Here is a 21682-nt window from a genome sequence, read left to right as displayed (position 1 = left end):
CAATTCCTAGATTCTCTGGAATCGATTGAAAAAAGAATCGGGCAAACAAGTTTTATCGAAAGCAAAATCGAATTGATACAAATTCAACTTGATATTTTTGAAGACATCGATAAGATGAGCTATCAAGAGGCAACTGACCTTCTGAATAAGGTCAAAATTTTAAACAATAATATAAGATAGTAATGATATTCATTAAATGAATTAAGTTCTTTTTTATATGTATTTTAGTTATACTTATGAAACAATAAATCAAAAAAATAACTAATAAGACATGTACTCTGTGTAATTCGAAAGGTGAAGTGATGAAAGCTGTGGTGATGGCAGGAGGATTCGGTACACGTATACAGCCTCTTACAAACTCAATCCCTAAACCTATGTTACCAATTATGAATCGTCCGATGATGGAGCATACGATTGTAAGTTTACGAAACTTGGGTATAAAAGAATTTATTATTCTTCTTTATTTCAAGCCAGAGGTTATAAAAGACTATTTTCAAGACGGAAGCAAATGGGGAATCAACATTACGTATGTTATTCCGGATGACGATTACGGAACGGCCGGTGCTGTTAAAAAAGCTCAAGAATACATCGGAGACGAAAACTTTATTATTATCAGCGGCGATTTGGTAACCGATTTTGATTTTCAGAAAATCTTTGATTATCATAAAGAGAAAAAGTCAAAACTGACCATTACACTCACATCGGTTGAAAATCCATTGGAGTTTGGTGTCGTTATCGCGAATGAAGAGGGGGAAATAGAAAAATTTCTCGAAAAGCCGAGCTGGGGTGAAGTGTTTAGCGACACGATCAACACCGGAATTTATGTCATCGAGCCTGAAATCTTAGATTATATCCCTAAAAATAAAAATTTTGATTTTGCGAAAGATCTGTTTCCGTTGCTCATGCGTAAGGGAATCGATTTGATGGCCGGTCATGCCCAAGGGTATTGGCGCGATGTCGGAAATCCGGAAAGTTACCGCGATGTGTACGAAGATATTCTAAGCGGAAAAATTAAATTTGAACTGGGTGGTGAAGCGATTAAATACCCCGATGGAGTATTGATTCATGAAGGAGATTTCGATATCGATGAGAGTGTCGAGATTGTCGGAATTGTTGTGATTGGGAACGATGTAGCGGTTAAGCACGGTGCGAAATTGAACAATGTTGTCATTGGAAATAATGTCACGATCGGTTCCGGATGTAAAATTCGAAACAGTGTTATATGGGAAGATGTAGAGATTGGTAAAAATGCTCATTTAGATGGATGTGTCATTTGTAATCATAATAAGATCGGAAAAAATGTTACCGCAAAATCAGGATTGATCTTGGCCGAGGGGTGTGAAATAGGAGTATTGGTCACGATTGAAAAAGATGTCACTATCTGGCCGAACAAAATGATCGAAGATGCCGCGATTGTCAGCCGAAGTATTATTTTAGGGAACAAATATAAAAATTCTATTTTTGAAGATGGGATGGTCATCGGAAAATCCAACGTAGAACTCTCCTGCGAAATGGCCACCAAACTGGCTGAATCCTTTGGCGCACAGCTTCCTATCGGTTCAACCGTACTTGTTTCACGCCATTACGATAAAAGTTCACGAATGCTGAAAAGGGCTTTTTTAGGGGGCTTGCTCTCTTCAGGAGTCGATGTGGTCGATTACAATGCAATCCCTTCCGCTGTCATGCGATGCAGTCTTTCGTTTCATGAAAACTATACTGCCGGAGTCCATTTTAATCAAAAACTTGATGATCCGACAAGTACGGTAATTACGTTTTACAACAATGAAGCACTGCGAATTAATAATGATGTAGCTAAAAAAATCGAAAAAGCGTTTTTTAAAGAGACATTCCGCCGTGTCGATTACACTCAAATAGGTCAAATTTTCCCTCTCGATCATACACGAGAATACTATGAGTACAAAAAAGGGATGGAAACCATATTGCAGTCGCATCGGTTTAAATGTCTAGAGTGCCGTATTGCAGTGGATGTAATGCACGGATTGGCATCTGAAGTCTTTCCGACAATATTGAACGACTTGAATGTCGAACACATCATGTTTAACGCGTATGAAGACGAACATCGTCTTGCAAACATCAATAATACGGCGAAGCGCTCATATGAGGATATGGGAGCTGTAATACGTGCTCTTCATTTGGATGCCGGCTTTGTTCTTTTCCCTCACGGGCAGCGTCTTGATATCATCAGCGATGAGGGAATATTGCTTACCAAACAGACTTCTTTATATGTAGTGTTAAGTCTGCTCAATATGGATGCAATAGCTTCCGGAGAGAAAAAGAGGGTATATCTGCCGACATGGGCGGCAGATATTGTCTATTTCGATCACCTCGAGATTGAACGCGGGCAGTACTCGAATTTCAAAGCATCGAAAATGAAAACATATGATTTGGTTGCATCTGGCGAAGGAAATTTCACATTTACCGAGTTTGCGACACATAGAGATTCGATGTATGCCACATTAAAAATATTGCAGTTGATGGTCACCCATAGTGTTAAGCTTTCCGATATCATTAATCTCCTACCTAAGTTTTTTTATAGTAGTTTTAAGATTCCGTGTTCTCAAGCGCTCAAAGGAAAAATGATGAGGATGTTCCTCCAAGATGCTAAAGGTAAAAAATCATCGATGCTCGATGGTGTCAAGATTTGGCTAGATCAAAACGATTGGATTTTAATGATTCCGGATCAATACAGCGATCATCTTAATATTTATATACAAGCCGAAACGGATGAGAGTGGTGAAAAAATTTATACAACATACTGTCTAAAAATTGTGGAGTGGACTAAAATACATCACGATAGTAAAAGAATACTAATAAAATGAAAACAGTATCGTTAGTTTTAGGAAGTGGGGGAGCACGCGGTTATGCACACATCGGTGTTATTGAGGAAATTGAACGGTTAGGATATCAGATAGTTTCAATCAGTGGATCATCAATGGGGGCTTTGATCGGTGCACTATACGCCTGTGGAAAAATAGAAGAATACAAAGAATGGGTTATTGAACTAAAGAGCATAGATTTAACAAAATGGCTTGATATTTCTTGGAATAATAGACGTGGAATTTTTCTTGGAATAAAACTAATGGATAAATTATCAGAAATGATTGGTCGTATAAATATTGAAGAATTACCGATCAAATACACCGCAGTTGCTACAGATCTAAATCGAAACAAAGAAGTATGGTTTCAACATGGTGACCTTATAGATGCAGTACGGGCATCAATCTCAATACCATTTCTTTTAACTCCGATACAAATTGATGGAATGATGCTTATTGATGGCGGCGTATTGAATCCTATCCCCGTTGCACCAACAATATCAGATCATTCCGATCTCACGATTGCCGTAAATTTGTATGCTGATCTTCTAAAATCTGATATTCATCTACCCGATAATGTAATAGAAAATCAATCAGTTATTAGAGGTGTAGTACTAAAAACACAGAAGTCAATCGTAAAAGAAGAAAATGTGCCGCTTCCAATACTAAATGTTTTGGAAAAGACGCTGGATTCAATCCAGCGTACATTAATTAGTTATCATTTGGGAGGCTACCCCCCCCGATATATTAATTAATATTCCTATGGATATATGCGGGACATTTGACTTTCACAAAGCGAATCAAACAATTGAAGCAGGAAAAATAGCTGCTAGGAATACATTTTCTATTTTAAAAATATGATTTACAGCCTTTCATGCTTTCCTTGAAATCTTAGTATTGTAATAGTAAAAGAAATTCATATAAAGAAAAAGGGGAATATAAGGCGAATATAAGGCGAATAAAGATATCTTTCTAGAAAGATTTATTGATATTACTCGACATAATTCATTAGGAGAAAGAATGAAACGAATAACGAACCCGATACTATCGGTAAGTGCGGCTATCCTTGTCGGAGTGATACCGTTGTCATTACAAGGAGCTCAAAAAACGCCTGCCGAACAATCGCAGCAGGTTCCAAAGGTGGATGTTTACAAAGTCGGTTCGGCTCAGCCGATTCCGGTTACGTTTGCGTATCCGGCACGTTTAAACGCATTGGCAAATGCAACGGTTACCTCGCGAATCACCGGGGTATTGATCCAAAAACTCTATACGGAAGGGAGTTTTGTCAAAAAAGGGGATTTGCTCTATCGGATCGAGCCGGACAGCTATGCGGCTTTAGTCAATGAACGCAGCGCCGATCTGGAAGTTAAAAAAGCGGCTTTTACCAACGCGCAGCGGGATTGGGAACGGGTCGAGAATCTTTTTAAAAACAATGCGATCAGCAAGAAAGAATACGATGCCAGCCTCTCGGCGTACGAAATGGCTAAAGCGGATGTCTCATCTGCCAAAGCACGGCTTCAGTCGGCTAAAATCGATCTGAATTATACGGCGGTTAAAGCACCGATCAGCGGAATCGTCGAAATGAAACAAATTGATGTCGGAAACGTCGTCACAGCAGGGACACCTCTGGTGAGCATCACGCAGGTCGATCCGATTTATGCGGAGTTTTCGATCCCCGATGTCGATGTCCGCAAAGCGGGCGGTTCGCTTCAAAACCTCGCAAAAGGGGGAAAACTCCAAGTTTCTTTCAATTATAACGGTACGCTCTATTCGGGTATCGTCGATTATGTCGCTCCCCAGATCAATACCAATACCGGAAGTATCAAAGTACGGGCGCGGCTGAAAAATCCGAATAATGCATTGATCCCCGGAGCGTTCGGTCGGATCAATATCGTCGGTGTCCATGCAGAAGGGGCGATCACCGTTCCCCAAAAAGCGGTACTGCAAAACAAAATGGGGACAATCGTTATGGTTGTGGACAAAGGAGTCGTCGGAATACGTCCGATCAAACTCGGCAAAAAGAGCGGCGATGGTTTTATCATCGAGCAGGGTTTGAAAGCGGGGGATACCGTCATCGTCAATAATTTTTTCCGCATTCAGCCGGGTGCGCCTGTTGCGATTGACAAAGTTGTCAATTCCGAAGGGAAATAAGTATGTTTTCCAAATATTTTATCGACCGGCCTATCTTTTCAACGGTATTGTCGGTTATTATCATTTTGGCGGGCTTGATCGGTCTTAACAAACTCCCAATCCAAGAGTATCCTGCCGTCGTTCCACCGCAAATCATGGTTCAGGCGACGTACCCCGGTGCCGATGCCGAAACGTTGGCGAAAACGGTTGCGTCACCGTTGGAAGATGCGATCAACGGTGCGAAAAACATGATTTACATGAGTTCGACCGCGTCACCGAGCGGAACGCTCAGTATCAGTGTGACGTTTGCGACGGGAACCGATCCGGCCGCGGCGAATGTCGATATCAACAACCGTGTGCAGGTGGCATTGACTAAACTACCTGAAGAGGTAAGGCGTCAAGGGATAAGCGTACGTGAACGTTCTCCTGATATTTTACGGGTCGTGGGGTTCACCTCTAAAGGCGAAGTTCATGACGCGCTGTGGTTGAATAACTATGCGTTAATTAATGTTATGGATGACATCAAACGAATCAAAGGTGTAGGTGACGCTTTCCTATTTGGAAGTAAAGAGTATGCCGTTCGGATTTGGCTCCGTCCCGATAAAATGGCTGCATATAACTTAACCCCGAAGGATGTTTTAGGGGTAATCGAAGGGCAAAACGTCCAGATGTCCGCCGGACATATCGGAGAAGAACCGGTTGCCTCCAATCAGGCGTTTGATTATACTGTCACTACAGAGGGGAGACTCAAAACGGCCGAGGAGTTCGGTAACATTCTGGTTCGTTCCAACGAAGACGGATCGTCGCTTCATCTCAAAGATGTTGCCCGTGTCGAACTCGGTGCCGAGCGCTATATGCTCAAAGGGATGTTGAATAAACAGGATATGGCGGTGGCCGGAGTCTTTCTGGCACCGGGGGCAAATGCGCTGGAAGTATCGGCGGAACTGGATAAAGTACTCGCCGAAGCGTCCAAAGAGTTTCCGAAAGATGTGCAATATACCTCTTTGTACGATACGACTAAATTCGTCCAAACGTCGATCAATGAGGTTAAGCACACCCTCTTGGAAGCGTTTATCATGGTCGTTATCATCATTTACCTCTTTTTGGGGAACTGGCGGGCGACGATAATTCCGGTATTAGCGATTCCCGTATCGATCATCGGGACGTTTGCAGGTTTGTACATGGCGGGATTCTCGATCAATCTTTTGACTCTGTTCGCCCTCATTCTGGCGATCGGGCTGGTCGTCGATGACGCCATTGTCGTTATCGAAAATGTCGAGAGGGTTTTAAGGACGGATGAAAAAATAACGGTTAAAGAAGCGACGGTCATCGCGATGAAAGAGATCGCCGGACCGGTTATCGCGATCGTATTGGTCCTCTCTGCCGTCTTTATCCCCGCGGGGCTCAGCGGAGGGTTCAGCGGGGTCATGTATCAGCAGTTTGCGATGACGATCGTCATCTCCGTCGCCATTTCGGGCTTGGTGGCATTGACGCTGACCCCGGCGTTGTGCGCCGTCTTTTTGAAAAAGCACGAATCCGAGCCGATTTTCATTATTCGTCTCTTCAACCGATTCTTCGAGCGCTTGACGCTGTGGTTCAGTGCCAGTGTTAAAAAGATGATCCGATATGCGGCGTTAAACGTTCTAATATTCGGGGTAATGATCGCATCGGCGGTTTGGATGACCCAAAAGCTTCCGACAGGGCTTGTCCCGGGAGAAGACAAAGGGGTAGTATTGATCCTTTCGTACCTGATGCCGGGGGCATCGTTGGAGCGGACGGTCAATGCTCAAAAAGAGGTGATCGAAGCCGCATCGTCCAATCCGAATATCGATTATGTCGGAGCGATGAGCGGTATCGATTTCGCGACGTTCGCGTTTAAATCCGATGCCGGGGTCGCTTTCGCCGGGCTGAAGGACTGGTCGCTGCGAAAATCGCCGGAACAGGAATCGACGGCTCTGGTCGGCTCTTTGATGGGGCAGTTTTCGCAAAATAAAGAAGCGATGGTCATTGCAGTCAATCTTCCCGCCATTATAGGTATGAGTTCGACCGGCGGTTTTGATATGTACGTTCAGGATCGAAAAGGGGGAGATATTCAAGATCTCAGCAACTACGTCGGTCAAATCGTCGCGGAAGCGAACAAACGGCCCGAACTCAGAGCAGTACGGACGACGATGAATACGGAGGTTCCGCAATATCATATCACAATCGATAAAGACAAAGCCAAGGCAATGAACGTTGAAATTTCCGATATTTACGACACATTGGGGACGACGTTCGGTTCGGGATACGCGAATGATTTCAATATGTTCGGACGCGTCTACCACGTCAATCTGCAAGTCGAATCGAATTACCGCGACGACGTAGAGGACTATAGCGACGTATTCGTCCGTTCCGCAAGCGGTGCGCTTATCCCGATCAGCTCCCTGGTGCATGCCGAACGTGTCGTCGGACCGAGCGTAATACAGCGCTTTAATATGTTTACGGCGGGACAGATCTCTGCCGAACCGGCACCGGGATACAGCTCGGGAGAGGCGATGCGTATTATCGAAGAGATTTCGAGCAAAATATTGCCGGAAGGGTACTCCATCGCGTGGACGGGTACGGCGTATCAGGAGAAAAAACTGGCTGCAGAAGGGAACAATACCTTTGTGTACGCGATCGTCTTTATCTTCCTGATCCTCGCGGCATTGTACGAGAGCTGGAGTATTCCGTTTGCCGTTTTGATGACCGTCCCTTTTGCTCTGCTCGGGGCGTCGCTGGGGGTCTATTGGCGGGGCTTGGAAAACGATATCTATTTCCAAGTCGGACTGGTGACACTGGTCGGATTGGCGGCTAAAAACGCTATTTTGATTGTCGAATTCGCACAGCAAAAACTCAAAGAGGGGATGAGCCTGTACGATGCGACGATCGCGGGTGCGACGATCCGGTTCCGTCCGATCGTCATGACCTCGTTGGCATTTATCGGCGGTACCCTCCCTCTCGTGATCAGCACGGGAGCAGGTGCCAATAGCCGCCATATCATCGGTACGACAGTGGTGAGCGGTATGACGCTGTTGACGGTAGTGGCGATCTTTTTTATTCCGCTTTTTTATTATTTGATTATAAAACTGACCAATAAGTTTAAACGCAAAGAGGCTCAACATGAAGCGTAATATATCTTTATTATTGGCAATAGCCTTGAGCATCGGCGGTTGTTCGCTGGCACCGAATCTGCAGATCCAGACGCCGGAACTTCCAGCGGCGAAAGGTGACACCAATGCAACCGAACGGATCGTGACGGCCGAGTGGTGGAAACGCTACCAAGACCCCTTTCTCGATGCTCTGATCGACGAAGCGCTCCGTAACAGCGACGATTTGAAGCTCTCTATCAGCAACGTCAATACGGCAAAAGCGCTGTTGGGTCTGAGTGAAGCACAACGCTATCCGACCTTGAATGCTTCCGCGTCGGCCACCCGCCAGAAAACGAGCGAAGAATCGCTCTCTCCTATGGGAGGGATGATTTACAATACCTATGGTCTGTCGGCGACACTGGGATATGAAATCGATTTTTGGGGAAAACTAAAAAATCAGGAAAATGCCGCCTTGTCCGAGTTTACGGCAACACAGGCCGAACGGGATACGGTTCGTATTACGTTGGTAAGCAGTGTCGCAGAAGCTTATTTCAATCTAGTCGCGATCAAGCGTCAAATTGAGATAACAGAACAAAGTGTCGAAGCATTTAAAGAGGGATATGAATATCGCCTGCGTCAACACCGTTTCGGAGAGATCGATCCGATGACGGCGGAACAGGCCCATACCTTATACGCCAATGCCAAGCTCTCGCTGGAAGGGCTCAAAGAGTCAAAATCGTTGAATGAAAACGCATTGGCATTATTAGTCGGGCGGACCCCGAAAGAGATTGGCGAAATGGGATTCACGACGGTTACTGAACTTCCGAAACCTCTCTCGATTCCTGCCGGCATCCCCTCCGATCTTCTGCAAAGACGCCCGGATATCCGCTCGGCAGAAGAGATGCTTCGTGCGGCGAATGCCAATATCGGTGTTGCCAAAGCTGCCTATTTTCCATCAATCTCGTTGAGCGGGAATATCGGTTTGGAGAGTTCGGAACTAAACCGCCTCATGCAAAACTCTGCGGGTGTATGGGGGATAGGCCCTTCTTTAAATGTCCCCTTACTCGATTTCGGACGGATTAAAAATCAGGTCGAGAGTACCGAATCTAAAAAAGAAACGGCGCAAATCCAATATGCCAAAAGTGTCAAAAACGCTTTCAAAGAGGTGTACGATTCTTTAAAAAAGATCGAATCTTCCAACGCTAAAATCACGGCACAGGAGGAGGGGAAAGATGCATACGTCAAACTGCTGAGCTTGTCTCAAATGCGTTATGACGCGGGATATGTCGATTATTTGAATGTTTTAGACGCCAAACGAGGAGAATTGGATGCTCAGGTGAATCTTGTCGGTTTACAGGTGCAGCAGCTTGCGAATCAAATTACCCTATATAAAGCTCTAGGCGGCGGCTGGAAATCAGAATGATTCCGAGCTCTTTTTTACTTAGATGTGGTATTGAAACGAGGGGTTAATTTATAATCGATAAGATGAATGATGTGGATGCTTTTATTTGGCAAACAAAAAGTAGATAACAATTTTATTTACCATGTAAAAATTACAGAATTAGAGAAAAAAATATTACTTGAAGTAGAGCTTCAATAACAACGTCAAGAAAATAGCCAACAGATTGTTCACTCTATTATGTACAATCTGACGCTTTTCTCCAGCTTCTGTCAAAAAACTCGGATTCTTCGTAAGATAAAATATCACTTTAAGCTCTGTATACTATATAGTTACTACTTTATTCTTACCACTTATTTTAGCAGAATAAAGTGCATCATCCACTCTTTTTAAAAATGAATCTGTATTCTCATTTTTACAAAATGTTGTGACACCAAAGCTGGCTGTTATCTTGCCAACATCTTTAACCTCATAATTGTTGTTGATAATCTGTTTAACTGCTTCTTGTCTAAACTCATCTGTATATCGTGGTATTCACTTCTCCTGCTCGTATTCCATGCCGATTATTATCGACGAAATTAACGAATTAAAAAGTGTCTACTATTTGGTGGTCATTCCATTTCTTATCAGCGTAATAATTCAATTGGCCTGCGTTCTTAATCATCAAGGTAAAATTACTATAAAAACTGTGATGACATAGTCAATACGCAAAAACATTCTTTAAAGTCTGCCTTTCTGATAAATCGAAAAGATAAGTATAAAACTCATAATGATTGCAACTAGGAATCCTGCTAATCCAAATATTGGAATGCCAAATAAAAGTGGGGGCGTATGCGCTAGCAGTAATAATGCAGATCCAATTAAAATAGAGGCAATAATTATTGCGATTGATAAACGATTAGCAGATTTTTCCAAACTTTCTTCCATTGCGGCGAGTCCGCTATGCTCAAGTTCAATAGTTATCTTGCCTTCTTTTATTCTATCCATTATTGTTCTGATATCTTGCGGGAAATCTGTCAGAAAGTTCACGATTTCTTTTGGCAGTTCAGAAACTTTAGTCAGTAAAAATGATAATGACATATTCTCTTTATAATAACGCGTAATGAAAGGCCGAATCGTTTCAGCCGCGTTAAAATCTGGATCTAATGTTTTGCCAATCCCTTCAATCGTTATTAAACCTTTAACCAATAAATAGTTGTTTTCATGAAAATAGACACTATATTTACGCATTAAAGCAAGTGTTTCGTTTATAAAGGTTTTTAGCTTTAAATCTTGAAGCGAAGCATAAAAATGGGTGCGGATCACTTCGCTCATATCTCTCGTAAAAGCTTTTTCATCGAGATGGTCATTCTCTATCCTAGACAATTTCAGAATATAGTGTGCAGCTTTTTCTTCTTGCTTGTTGACAATATAGTAAATCATTTCCATAAAATTTTTACGATCGTTTTTAGAAATATTCCCCATCATTCCAAAATCAACAAACACTATTTTGCCATTTGAAAGTACAAAAATATTTCCTGGATGCGGATCGGCATGAAAAAATAAATGATTGAATATTTGTTCACAATAAAGATAAAATCCTTTTTTCGCTACGTCTTTAGGGTCGTTCCCAGTGGAACGAAGTGTTTCCAAATCCGTTACTTTGGCACCTTCTATAAATTCCATTGTTAAAACATGTTTGCTTGAGTACTCTTTGTACAATTTCGGAACAGCAATATGTTCATTACCCTGAAAGTTTCCAGAAAATCTATTTAGATTAAGTGCTTCGATTTCATAATTCAATTCTTTTAAAATAGCTTTTTCAAATTCATCAACAATTTTTTCTGGTGATTGAATGCCATAGGATTGAAGTCGATTCTGAAGAACATTCGCAAAGTAACGCAAGACGTTTAGATCAAGGCGAATGCTTTCTTCTATATTTGGTTTTAGTACTTTTACAGCTACTTTTTCTCCCGTATATAAACATCCTGTGTATACTTGACCCAACGACGCTGAAGCGATTAGCGTTAATTCTCCATCAAATATCTCATCCACTTCTTTGCCAAACTCTTCAAAAAATCTAACCTTTATCTGATCAAATGGCAATGGTGTTACTTGATCTTGCAATTTAGAAAATTCCTCAGCAAGTTCTACTGGAATAAGATCGGGTCGAGTAGAAAGAATTTGAGCCATTTTTATAAATGTACTTCCTAGTTCCTCGACAGTAATACGGATGCGCTTACTGCGATTATCTATCGGATCTATACTATTAACCTTGAGATTGACAGTTTCTGAATATTTATCCAGCCCCGATGATTTTACGATATCGTAAAATCCATTGCGTATTAAAATAGTAACAATATTTTTGACTCGCTCAATTTGGCGTAAATTATCTAACATGTGGTACCCCACTTTTGAGAATATTAAGACATTTCAAATTACAGCCCTTTTGTATATATGAACAATCCTATTCAATACCGATAGTGGCATACATACCGGGATAGACGGTTTGTTTGGATGGAAATGACGCTTTAATACGAAATGTATGGGTCGTCGAGTTGGAACTTGGAACAATTGCACTAATCTTGCCGATACTGTTATAACCAACGGATGGGATTGAAATTTTGACTTGTTTTCCAACATGAACGAGCTGAAGATTGTCTTCGGCAATCTCGGCTTCGACTTTGAGTGCATTCATGTCGGCCAATACGATAGCAGGTGTTCCAGGCATTGCCATTTCTCCGACTTTAATGTTTTTTTGAATAACTACACCGTTGTTAGGTGCGGTAATACGCAGATAGTTATATTGGTTTTCTACCTCTTTAAGACGTGCTTTAGCTTGGTTAACCTGCTGCTGGGCGATATCGATCATATTCTTAAGATTCTTTTTGGAGAGTTCGAGATTTTCGACTTCGAATTTACTCACCATGTCTTGTGCCAGAAGCCGTTTGTTACGTTCCAAATTCAGTTCCATGTTGGCATACTGGTTCTGATACATTTGTAGAGAGAGCTCGGCCTGTGCAATCCCCAGCTCCACTTGTGTTTTGGCCGAATCAATCTCTTTGGAATCGATGGTATAGAGCAAATCACCTTTGCGAACGAGTGAACCTTCCGATACGGTGACGTTCGTGACAAATCCCATATTGCGGCTGGTGATCATTTTCTGGTTATCGCTTATGACGCTTCCCGAGAGGCTGAGGCTCGCAGCGCTGAGTGTCGCTCCCAGGGCAAGTGTTGTGATCAGATATTTCATTATTTGACTCCGTTACTAAGTTTTTCAAGTGCGAAGATGCGTTCGTTGCGTTGGTTTTTAGCCATTTGAAGGTTGAGGACTTTTTCAATCTGCTGGGATTGCTTGATGATGACATCACTCATAGAGACGAGATGCTCGTGGTAGCGCCCTTCGTAATTTTTGTAGATTTGGTAGGCGAGTTCGAGTTCTTTTTCGAGGCTTTTTACCTGTGCGTTCAGGCTTTCGATTTCGGTACGGATTTTGTCGTATTGCAAGGCGATCCCTTTTTTGGCAAGTTCGACCTTTGTTGCGGTCTTGAGTTTTTCGATCCGTGCTTTTTCGAGTGCCGCTCCGTCGACACCGCCGTTAAAAATGTTCCATGAGAGGCGTGCGCCTACTGCATAGGCTTTGTGGTCAGTAAAATCGCCTAGGAACGTGTTGTCTGCACTGCTGGCTTCGGCAAATGCCCCGATCTGCGGGAGGAACGCCGCATAGGCGACATCGACCATGCGGTCGCGGATCTCAAGCCCAGCAGAAGCTTTTTTGAGGTCGATGTTGTCTTCGAACACTTCGGACTCACTGAGTGCCGATATCGGGTAATCCGTGGTCGGCAGTTCGATTTCACTGACCAGCTGGTTCAGAAGGAAGCTGATGTAGTGATAAAGCAGTTTTTGATTGGCATCCAGCTCGGTGAGCGCTCGTTCAACATTCACTTTTTTGGATTGTACTTCGAGCAGATCGACTTTTTTGGCGTACCCTTCCTGGACCATCATCTGAGTCGTTTTCTCGAGCGTTTCAATGTTTCCGAGGATAACGTTCATATGTTCGATCGAATGCTGTAGCAGAGCCATGTCGTAATAGCTTTTGCGCAGTTCGTACCGTTTTTCGGTTTTCATCTGGTCGGCATCGAGGCGTTTGATGCTCTCCATTTTTTCGGCAATTGCGCCGTATCCGCTCAGTTTTCCGCCAGTATAGAGGGGAAGTGTGTAACTGAGTTTACTCTGGAAATAGTTTTGATAACCTGGGTAATTAAGATCTTTTGGTTGAATGGTTAAAATATTTGGATTTGACATAGAAAAATCTCTAAATCCAAAATCTCCAAATGCCGCTTCGCGCGCGCTGAGTTTAAATCCGAATGCGTTTCCCGCATCATTCGAACGCATGGCATTCTGGGTAAAATCTAGTGAACCAAAATTATATCCCTTGGCAATGTCGATATCAGTATGTGCACTCCTAACATCGTAATCAGCACTTTTGATTTCGAGATTTTGATTATCGAGGATTTCGAGAGCGGCATTCATACTCAGCCCAGAAGCTTCCGATTGACATGCCACAAAAAAGATCATTACACTCAATACTCGTAAGAGAATTAATATCAAGAGATTCCTTTGTTAAATATTGAAATTTTGTTTCGAAAAAAAATCTTGCGCATCTGTGTTGAGAACAATTTATACCACTCGTTTTCATACATTAAAGGGTATTTTTGAAGAAAGCCACCATTTTGATCAATAATATCCATGCGTAAATGCAGTTAAAGCGACAGCGGCAAAACTGCTACATGCAGACATCGCTATGCAAAACCTATCTTATTTTGGTTGCTTTTTCATCCGAGAAATGAAGTTATGGTTGGATCATGAACAATGCTTTCACGCTTCGAACACCTTTGGTTGAAAGTGCGATTCGTATTGCCGATTGTGCTTCTACTGTATTATTAACTTTTCCGAAAAGTTCTACTTCCCCATCACTCACATCAACTTTTATATTCATTGAATGAATCTCCGGGCTATTCAGAAAAGCATAGCGAATCGCACCGTGTATCAAAGCGTCATTCACCATTACTTTATTCGTCTCAATTGAGTCGTTAATGATTTCTTTATGGTAAAGATACTTGTCCTCTACATCACTTTTAAAGTTTTCGGCTTTTTGTTTTGTATCCTCAACAAATGCATTCTTGTGTTGATTTGCTTTCTCAAGAGCTTCCATCCCTAACTTCTTGCTTTCGCTTGTTGTTTCAGCAAGATTTTTCTTGGACTCACGTTTCAATGCTACGGCATCAGCCTTTGCCTGCTCCACTAAAGCTTGCCCACGCATTTTTGCGTCATCTGCAAGCTTATCGGCTTTGTTCTGTGCTTCTACGATGATTGCGTTTGCTTTGCGATCAATTGCTTCAGCATCACGTTCGCTTGCCATCAATACTGATGATCCAAGTGTGCCTAGTACACCTGTTGCAACCAATAAAGTTTTCATAACCTTAATCATTTTTCTGTCTCCTTTTTATCTTCCATGGCTTTTTTTGCTCCATCAAGCATTCCCGAAAAAGCACCTTTTGCAATCTTGATCATTGTGTCCACCAGTTCAGATGCTTCTTCCTTGACCTCTTTTACGGTCTCGATTGTATCCAGAACCTTGTTTCTGGCATTTGCAGTAGCTTCCACCCCTTCTTCTCTCATGCAAGATGCTAATTCATCAAGGCTTGCTTTGATTTGTGAAGTACTACGTTTCATTTCGTCAAGACTTATTAAAAGTGCTTCTTGCGCCAGATCATCAACCTTGTTTGCCGTATTGCTGATTGCCTCGATGTAAATCTCTTCAATTTTTTCAAGGTCTTCCAGAGTCTGGCTTAAATCATCTTTTGCATATTTTTTGATTTTATCTTCGGTCTCGGTCATTTTCAATCTCATAGTTTCAATACTTGTGACAATACCCTGACGCGTGCCTAGTATTGCTCCCTGAGTTGCTTCTGTGATGTTTTTACCGGCTGCTTCTGCTGTTTTGATTGTCGTTAACAAAATCACTTCGGAAAGCGTTTTCACTCTCTGTGCACTAAGCCGCTCTAAGTCTAAAGCATTTTCAAGTACTTTTTGCGTTATCTCAGCTATACGCTCTTTGACGTTTTCACCTTCAGAAAGGGTCGTCTGGATGCTTTGACGAAGCGTTTCTTCCATTAAACCAAGCAACTCGGCACTTTTGAGCTTAAGTTCTTTAACAGAAGTATCGATTGCATCTTTCGTCTCTTGCGTGAAAGTATCAGCAGCTTCTTTGGCTCCGTGGAGTGCCTCTTGTAAAGATTCGGCAAGTTCTCCTTTTTTTTCCTGAAAAAGGTATTTTGTTTTGAGCAATTCCTTATCAAGAATCTGCATCATTTCACGATTCGGCCGATTGATTCCTTCAATCGCTCCATCTACTGCCGCCGCAACATTGTTTCTAGTTTCTATGCCTATTTCTTTAAGTGTCAAAATAGCGCTTGTAACGGCTTCTTTAGCAAGTTCACGCACATGCCTGTTATCGTCTTGAAGCTTTTGCATTGATTCAGCAACAGCTTTTTCAACTGTCCCTTTAATTGATTGTACGTCCGCTTTTCCGACCACGTGAAGTTCTTTAATATCCTTAGATATCGTCTCTTGCATATGTTCAAACATGATTTTCTCCTTCTTTTTAACATCAATCGCAATAGCAGTTTAGTAAAATAAAAAAAATTTCGCTGTTACCTAGCGGGCATACATTTCAACAATAATCATCCTAAAAAAAGTAATTTTGGCCTTGTTGGTATAATTCTCCTTTGATTAAAAAACTAGCATGGAAGTATTAGATGGATAAACATTCGCTTTACTATGCCGGTACCGTGGCAATCTTACGAAATACGCCTCTGTTTAACGATATAGATGATGAATTATTTGAAGATATGCTAAGTCATACCGATATGATTACCGTATCAAAAAAAAGTATTATCTTATCGTCAGAAGTACGTAACACAGTCTTTATCATTCTGTCGGGAAGAGTCAAAGTATCTAGTATCCATCCCAAAACAGGGAGAGAGTACATTATCACATTACTTGAAGCGGGTGACGCTTTCAATATGACATCACTGCTTGAAAATGCTCAAACCGATGAAGAAAATATGGTATTTGAAGCAATAGATAATCTTCAATTGCTTTGTGGTTCGATATCAACTGCGCTAGATTGGTTAAATAAACACCCGGAATTCAACAAAAACTTTTTTCCCTACCTTGCCAAAGTCATTCGCACAATGAATACAGCAACCGAGGAGCTGGCTCTGCATGATACGATGACTCGCCTGGTTAAGCTAATACTAAAATACGCTGACCTTGACGCAAAAGAGAAAGAAAATACACTTATCTCCATTCGTCTCATTCACGATTTACCGCATGAAGTTTTGGCACAAATGATTGGTTCTGCGCGTAAAGTGGTGAACCAAAATTTGCAAACCTTGAAAAAAGAGGGCTCTATTGTCTACATAGATGGGCATTTATTTATTAAAGATATAACCAAATTAATCGAACGAACTTAACTCTTCCACTTCCATCACTTCCCCTCTCCACCATTCTATTTTGTCTTAACGAGGATCAAAACTTTGTAAAGTTTTCTAGATAACTACAAGCCCGAATGATAGTAATAAAATATTTTATTAGTAATTTAATTACTCTTTAAACATTTGTAGTTAGAATTAGCGCACTGAGTTTAGTTAAAAGGCGATGATATGACCAAATCCATTAACGAAAAAATGAAAGATATTAAAAAGGACCTGCTCCTTGAAGAAGCTTCAAAACTCTTTGAATCTGTAGGATTTGAAAATATGAAAATAGCTGATTTGGCAAAAAATGCGGGTGTATCACAAAGCACTATTTATACGATTTTTAGTAATAAAGAAGGTCTATATATGGAGTATATACGCTACCATATACGTGGCTTTATGGAAGAACTTGATACCTTAATACCTCCGGATAGTACAAATTACGACAAGATCGCAGTCTTCACGAAATTGAAATTTTCATACTATATACAGAAAGAAACGGCTCTACAACATACTCTTAAAAACAATCCACTTTTTTTTAGCACCTTATACAGCGATTTCGACAACCCTTTTTTGGAAGTTTATGAGTTTCTTGCCAAAACACTGAAACAGTTTGATCACAATTTGAATGACCACGAAGCGATGAAAAAAGCCTATGCATTCAGTGGATACAGTGACGGATATATCAGTTTTTGGATAGCAACTAAAGAAATCGATTTATTCGATAGTGTAGATGAAGTTTGCAACACCTTTATATCCACTATGAAAGTCAATACACATGGATAATAAAATAATGAATGAAAATATTGCCGGAGTTTTGGCAAAAAAATTTATCAGACACCCTCTTACCCTGATGTTGAGTGTTTTTATTTTGGCGATGGGTTACGTCTCTTTACAATCATCTTCCAGAGAAGCCAACCCGCAAATAGTAGTTGCAGGCGGGACGGTACTGGTTCCCTACCCTGGAGTCAAAGCAGATGAGATCCAAAATTTAGTCATCAAACCGCTTGAGAGAAGATTGCAAGAAATACCAAACGTTGAAAATATCTACGGTATAGCTCAAGACAATATGGCTATTTTTAATATACAGTTCTATCTGGGAACCGATTCTTCAAAAGCCGATTTTGACTTATATAACAGCGTAATGCGCAATCTCGATGCCCTACCAAAAGGGATTTTACAGCCCATCGTCAAAACCTTTAGCATAGACTCCGATATCGCTGTCGCATCGGTAGCTTTCTATTCCAAAAATAAAAATATGGATATTGTGGAACTGCATCGTAAAGTCATTCCTGTCCAGCACCAGATTAATAGAATCAAAGATGTTGCTTTGACAGATTTTATTGGTGAACGCAAAGAGCAATTCAATGTATTGGTAGATCTGCACAAGCTTAGTGCCTATAACCTCTCATTAGCACATTTCATCAAAGCTGTCGAGGGGGTCACCCTAAGAGTACCCGATATGAAAGGCCATTATGACAATAACAAAATCATATTGTTTGGTGTCAAAAAAGAAATTGAAAACGTAAAAGATATTGAAAACATTCAAATCGCCAATTCTGTTTATATCAGGGATGTCGCCAAAGTTGAGAAAGACATTGATATTCAAAACTACAAGTCTGCGTTGATACGTTCAAAAGAGATGGGTATGGCGAATGAACAAGAGCAAATTACTTTAACGGTTTCAAAAAGGAAAGGTGCCAATGTTGTTGAAATAAACAACCAAATAAACGACCTCCTCGAAACGATGAAACCACAATTTGAAAAAGAGGGCATAGGTTATATTATTACTCGCGACGACGGCTATACGGCCAATCACTCCGTCAATGAACTAGTGCTGCATATTATTATTTCTGTCATCATTATAGGTATTCTCTTAATTCTCCAACTAGGATATAAAGAAGCCTTTATCGTAACGCTGACCGTTCCGATGATTATATCCCTTACCTTATTGAGTGGTTACGCCTTGGGGTTATCAATCAATAAAATTTCTCTTTTTGCACTTTTATTGAGCCTTGGGATATTAGTCGATGCCGCGATTATCGTTATTGAAAATATTCATCGACATTTCCACGATCACGATTCAAAAGATAAAAGTGTAGCCGAAATCGCTATTGCCGCCACTAATGAGGTAGGCAATCCTACCAATCTTGCTACAGTAGCAATCATGATCACGTTTTTGAGTATTTTTTTAGTGGGGGGAACGATCGGCCAGTACATCAGACCGCTTGCCATTTTCACCCCAATAGCTCTTTTTGCTTCATTGCTAGTTGCATATATCTTTACTCCGTATTTTGTTAATAAAATTATGACCAAGCGAGACTGACATGCATCATCATAAACCTAAAATTATTGAAAATACCGTTTTGAAAATTCTGCAAGACAAGCGCAGACAGGTAGGGGTTATTATAGCCACCTTATTGATTTTGGGAATATCTTTACTGATGTTTCCAACGATGTTGGTCAAGGCTAAACTATTGCCAAAACCTACGGCCGACTATTTCACCATATATGTAGATCTGCCATCTGGAAAATCGATTGAGGAAACAAAGCAAGTTACGGAATGTATTACTAACACTCTGACAAGTGAAAAAGAGATAGAAAATATGTCAACTTTTTTGGGTGAAAGTCTGCCTGTAGACTTTTCGGCTATTATTAAATGGCGAGTTTTAAAATCAAATGAAAATACTGCGAATATTTTAGTTAACCTAACCAAAAAAGAAGAAAGAGACGAAAACTCTCTCGTCATTGTAAGCCGATTAAGACCCATCGTTCAAAAAGCCTGCAGTGCCGAGGGAGCAAATATCAAGTTTATCGAAGACCCCGCAGGTCCTCCAGTGCTCGCTTCACTAGTCGCAGAAATCACCAGCCCAAACTATTATCAAAATAATTTGAATACTTTGGCCGATGAAATCTACGCAATATTTAAAAATACAAAAACGCTCGTTGATATAGATATTGAAAGAGACCAGACATATAAAAAATATGACGTTATCTTAAATGAGGAAAAAATTTTCAGAGCAGGGCTGAGCATGGATCATGTCAAAAATGTGCTCTATGCTGCCTTTGAAGGAATGGACATCGCTTATGTAAACGATCCGTACGCGAATAATCAAATTCCGATTCATCTAGTACTCAGCAATGAAACAAAAAAACTCTCAGACAACAGGAGCGAGACACTGCTATTCAAATTAAATGAATTAAAACTATTGAATTCGCAAGGCATGATGGTACCCATGAGTGAATTAGTAGATATCAAAGATACAACAAACACGAAAAAAATAGTATCTAAAAATTTAACTCCTCTTATTAGCATCATTGCGGAAGCAGATATGGAAAGTCAAATATACCCATTACTGGATGCACGAAAAGCTATTATTGAAAAGTTAGGGAATAAATATTCGATAGAAAAAACAAAATTTTTGGACCTAAAACTAACCAATAAAAAGACTGGAGAAGAGTTTTTTCTACACTGGGACGGAGAACAAAAACTTACTTTTGAAACGTTTAGAGATTTGGGTTTTGCTCTTTTAGTTTCGATCATCATGATTTTTCTCTTGATGGTGATTTATTACCATAGTTTTTCACTTGCAACAGGGATTATTCTTGCTAGTTTTATTTCTATCGCAGGTGTTATTTATATGCATTTTATTATTGATATATTTTCACCTACCACATTTTTTATAACTGGTACTTCTTTAATAGGATTTATCGGTCTGATAGGAATAAACTCTAGAAATTCTCTATTGATAATAGATTTTGCGAAACAACTAATTGAAGAAAAACATTTTAGTGTAGATAAAGCGATAGCCGTTTCGATTCAAACAAGAGCCAAACCTATTTTACTCACAGTCCTTGCTATTGTATTCGCAAGTTCACTACTGGTATTAGATCCTGTATTTAGTGGTTTGGGAGCTGCACTCATAGGCGGCACCCTAATAGCTTATATGGTTTCCCTTTTTGTGGTGCCGATTCTAATTTTTCGCCCCCTAAAAAAAATGTATCCAGATTATGCCGATTGCTATGAAAAAAATCATGATGATAGTCTCCAAAGTACATAATAATTTTATTTTTTGAATTTAGATACATCATACTGCTCGCACTCTGCAGTTCTTTGAATCTTTATCTATAATAACGTTTCTGTAAATTGTAAGGAATTGCTAGTTATCATCTATTAATAATGCGTACGCTAATTTTTTAAAGGCATTTTCAATTACTACTTTTTCTGTATCCTCTAGAATACTTAGAAATTGTGATTGATATTCTGCAATGGACAAAAGAGCTTGTTTGATTAAAACTTCCCCTTTCTCTTCAAGCTGTACCAACAAACTTCTTTTGTCTATTGACGAAGGAATACGGGAAATAAGTCCTTTTTCTTCAAGTCTTTTAAGTACCTTGGTCATCCCTCCAGAAGAAAACAACATTGCCTCGTATAACTCGGTTGGAGAAAGAACTTTGTTATTAAAAAATAATGTTACTAAAACATCACTATCAGAACGAAGCAATCCAAAATTATAAAGTGATATATCTGTTTTATCCAAAATAAACTTATCAATTAAAATCATAGGCAATATTATTTTCCATGCGTCACTATTGTTAGAAAAATTTGTTGCATTATTCAAAATGTTATCAAGATGAGTCCTATTCATTTGGAAAGGATGGGGTCGCTTCAGGAAACGGAAT

The 21682-nt window shown here is 40.6% G+C and carries 16 protein-coding genes; 9 read left to right on the top strand and 7 right to left on the bottom strand.

Annotation, left to right across the window (positions count from 1 at the left end; all coding sequences use genetic code 11):
* Positions 1-302: 302 nt before the first annotated feature.
* The 5 genes from SULKU_RS13390 to SULKU_RS13370 all read left to right on the top strand — a co-directional run bounded on the left by SULKU_RS13390 (position 303) and on the right by SULKU_RS13370 (position 9500).
* A complete protein-coding gene (locus SULKU_RS13390; RefSeq protein WP_013449919.1) occupies positions 303-2840 on the top strand; it encodes a sugar phosphate nucleotidyltransferase in 2538 nt (845 codons plus the stop codon).
* A complete protein-coding gene (locus SULKU_RS13385; RefSeq protein WP_013449918.1) occupies positions 2837-3592 on the top strand; it encodes a patatin-like phospholipase family protein in 756 nt (251 codons plus the stop codon). The genes SULKU_RS13390 and SULKU_RS13385 overlap by 4 nt, the downstream gene beginning before the upstream one ends.
* A 265-nt stretch (positions 3593-3857) precedes the next feature.
* A complete protein-coding gene (locus tag SULKU_RS13380; protein ID WP_013449917.1) occupies positions 3858-4988 on the top strand; it encodes an efflux RND transporter periplasmic adaptor subunit in 1131 nt (376 codons plus the stop codon).
* A 2-nt stretch (positions 4989-4990) separates the two neighbouring features.
* On the top strand, positions 4991-8119 hold the full coding sequence (locus SULKU_RS13375) for an efflux RND transporter permease subunit (RefSeq protein WP_013449916.1): 3129 nt from the start codon (positions 4991-4993) through the stop codon (positions 8117-8119).
* Positions 8109-9500 carry an efflux transporter outer membrane subunit gene (locus SULKU_RS13370; RefSeq protein ID WP_013449915.1) on the top strand — a complete coding sequence of 464 codons (1392 nt, stop codon included), beginning with the start codon at positions 8109-8111 and terminating at the stop codon, positions 9498-9500. Before SULKU_RS13375 ends, SULKU_RS13370 begins: the two co-directional genes overlap by 11 nt.
* Positions 9501-9800: 300 nt before the next feature.
* On the opposite strand, the gene SULKU_RS15240 is transcribed toward SULKU_RS13370, so the two are convergent.
* The 6 genes from SULKU_RS15240 to SULKU_RS13345 form a co-directional block, all read right to left on the bottom strand.
* Positions 9801-10010, bottom strand: a complete 210-nt coding sequence (locus tag SULKU_RS15240) for a diguanylate cyclase domain-containing protein (protein WP_151174362.1) — start codon at positions 10008-10010, stop codon at positions 9801-9803.
* Between the two features lie 186 nt (positions 10011-10196).
* On the bottom strand, positions 10197-11855 hold the full coding sequence (locus SULKU_RS13365; protein WP_013449914.1) for an ABC1 kinase family protein: 1659 nt from the start codon (positions 11853-11855) through the stop codon (positions 10197-10199).
* 67 nt (positions 11856-11922) lie between these two features.
* Positions 11923-12708, bottom strand: coding sequence for an efflux RND transporter periplasmic adaptor subunit (locus SULKU_RS13360; protein WP_013449913.1), 786 nt, complete (start codon positions 12706-12708; stop codon positions 11923-11925).
* On the bottom strand, positions 12708-14066 hold the full coding sequence (locus tag SULKU_RS13355; RefSeq protein ID WP_013449912.1) for a TolC family protein: 1359 nt from the start codon (positions 14064-14066) through the stop codon (positions 12708-12710). The genes SULKU_RS13360 and SULKU_RS13355 overlap by 1 nt, the downstream gene beginning before the upstream one ends.
* Positions 14067-14307: 241 nt before the next feature.
* The gene (locus SULKU_RS13350) at positions 14308-14946 is read right to left on the bottom strand and encodes a BON domain-containing protein (protein ID WP_013449911.1); all 639 of its coding nucleotides are present in this window, start codon (positions 14944-14946) and stop codon (positions 14308-14310) included.
* A complete protein-coding gene (locus SULKU_RS13345) occupies positions 14943-16106 on the bottom strand; it encodes a DUF6781 family protein (RefSeq protein WP_013449910.1) in 1164 nt (387 codons plus the stop codon). The genes SULKU_RS13350 and SULKU_RS13345 overlap by 4 nt, the downstream gene beginning before the upstream one ends.
* Before the next feature lie 170 nt (positions 16107-16276).
* Here SULKU_RS13345 and SULKU_RS13340 point away from each other — a divergent pair, with 170 nt between their 5' ends.
* From SULKU_RS13340 to SULKU_RS15360, 4 genes are all read left to right on the top strand, one after another.
* Positions 16277-16996 carry a Crp/Fnr family transcriptional regulator gene (locus tag SULKU_RS13340; RefSeq protein ID WP_013449909.1) on the top strand — a complete coding sequence of 240 codons (720 nt, stop codon included), beginning with the start codon at positions 16277-16279 and terminating at the stop codon, positions 16994-16996.
* 189 nt (positions 16997-17185) lie between these two features.
* Complete coding sequence (locus SULKU_RS13335) at positions 17186-17785, top strand: TetR/AcrR family transcriptional regulator (RefSeq protein WP_013449908.1); 600 nt, start codon at positions 17186-17188, stop codon at positions 17783-17785.
* Positions 17786-17792: 7 nt separating this feature from the next.
* Entirely contained in the window at positions 17793-19325 is a 1533-nt protein-coding gene (locus tag SULKU_RS15365; RefSeq protein ID WP_013449907.1) for an efflux RND transporter permease subunit, read from the top strand.
* A gap of 1 nt (position 19326) precedes the next feature.
* Positions 19327-21060, top strand: a complete 1734-nt coding sequence (locus SULKU_RS15360) for an efflux RND transporter permease subunit (protein ID WP_013449906.1) — start codon at positions 19327-19329, stop codon at positions 21058-21060.
* A gap of 99 nt (positions 21061-21159) precedes the next feature.
* On the opposite strand, the gene SULKU_RS13320 is transcribed toward SULKU_RS15360, so the two are convergent.
* Entirely contained in the window at positions 21160-21648 is a 489-nt protein-coding gene (locus SULKU_RS13320; protein WP_013449905.1) for a MarR family winged helix-turn-helix transcriptional regulator, read from the bottom strand.
* Positions 21649-21682: the final 34 nt, after the last annotated feature.

It is taken from the genome of Sulfuricurvum kujiense DSM 16994 (genome assembly GCF_000183725.1).
Lineage (GTDB): Bacteria > Campylobacterota > Campylobacteria > Campylobacterales > Sulfurimonadaceae > Sulfuricurvum > Sulfuricurvum kujiense.
Note: the sequence above shows the minus strand (reverse complement) of the source record. Positions and strands in the feature narration are given on the sequence as shown.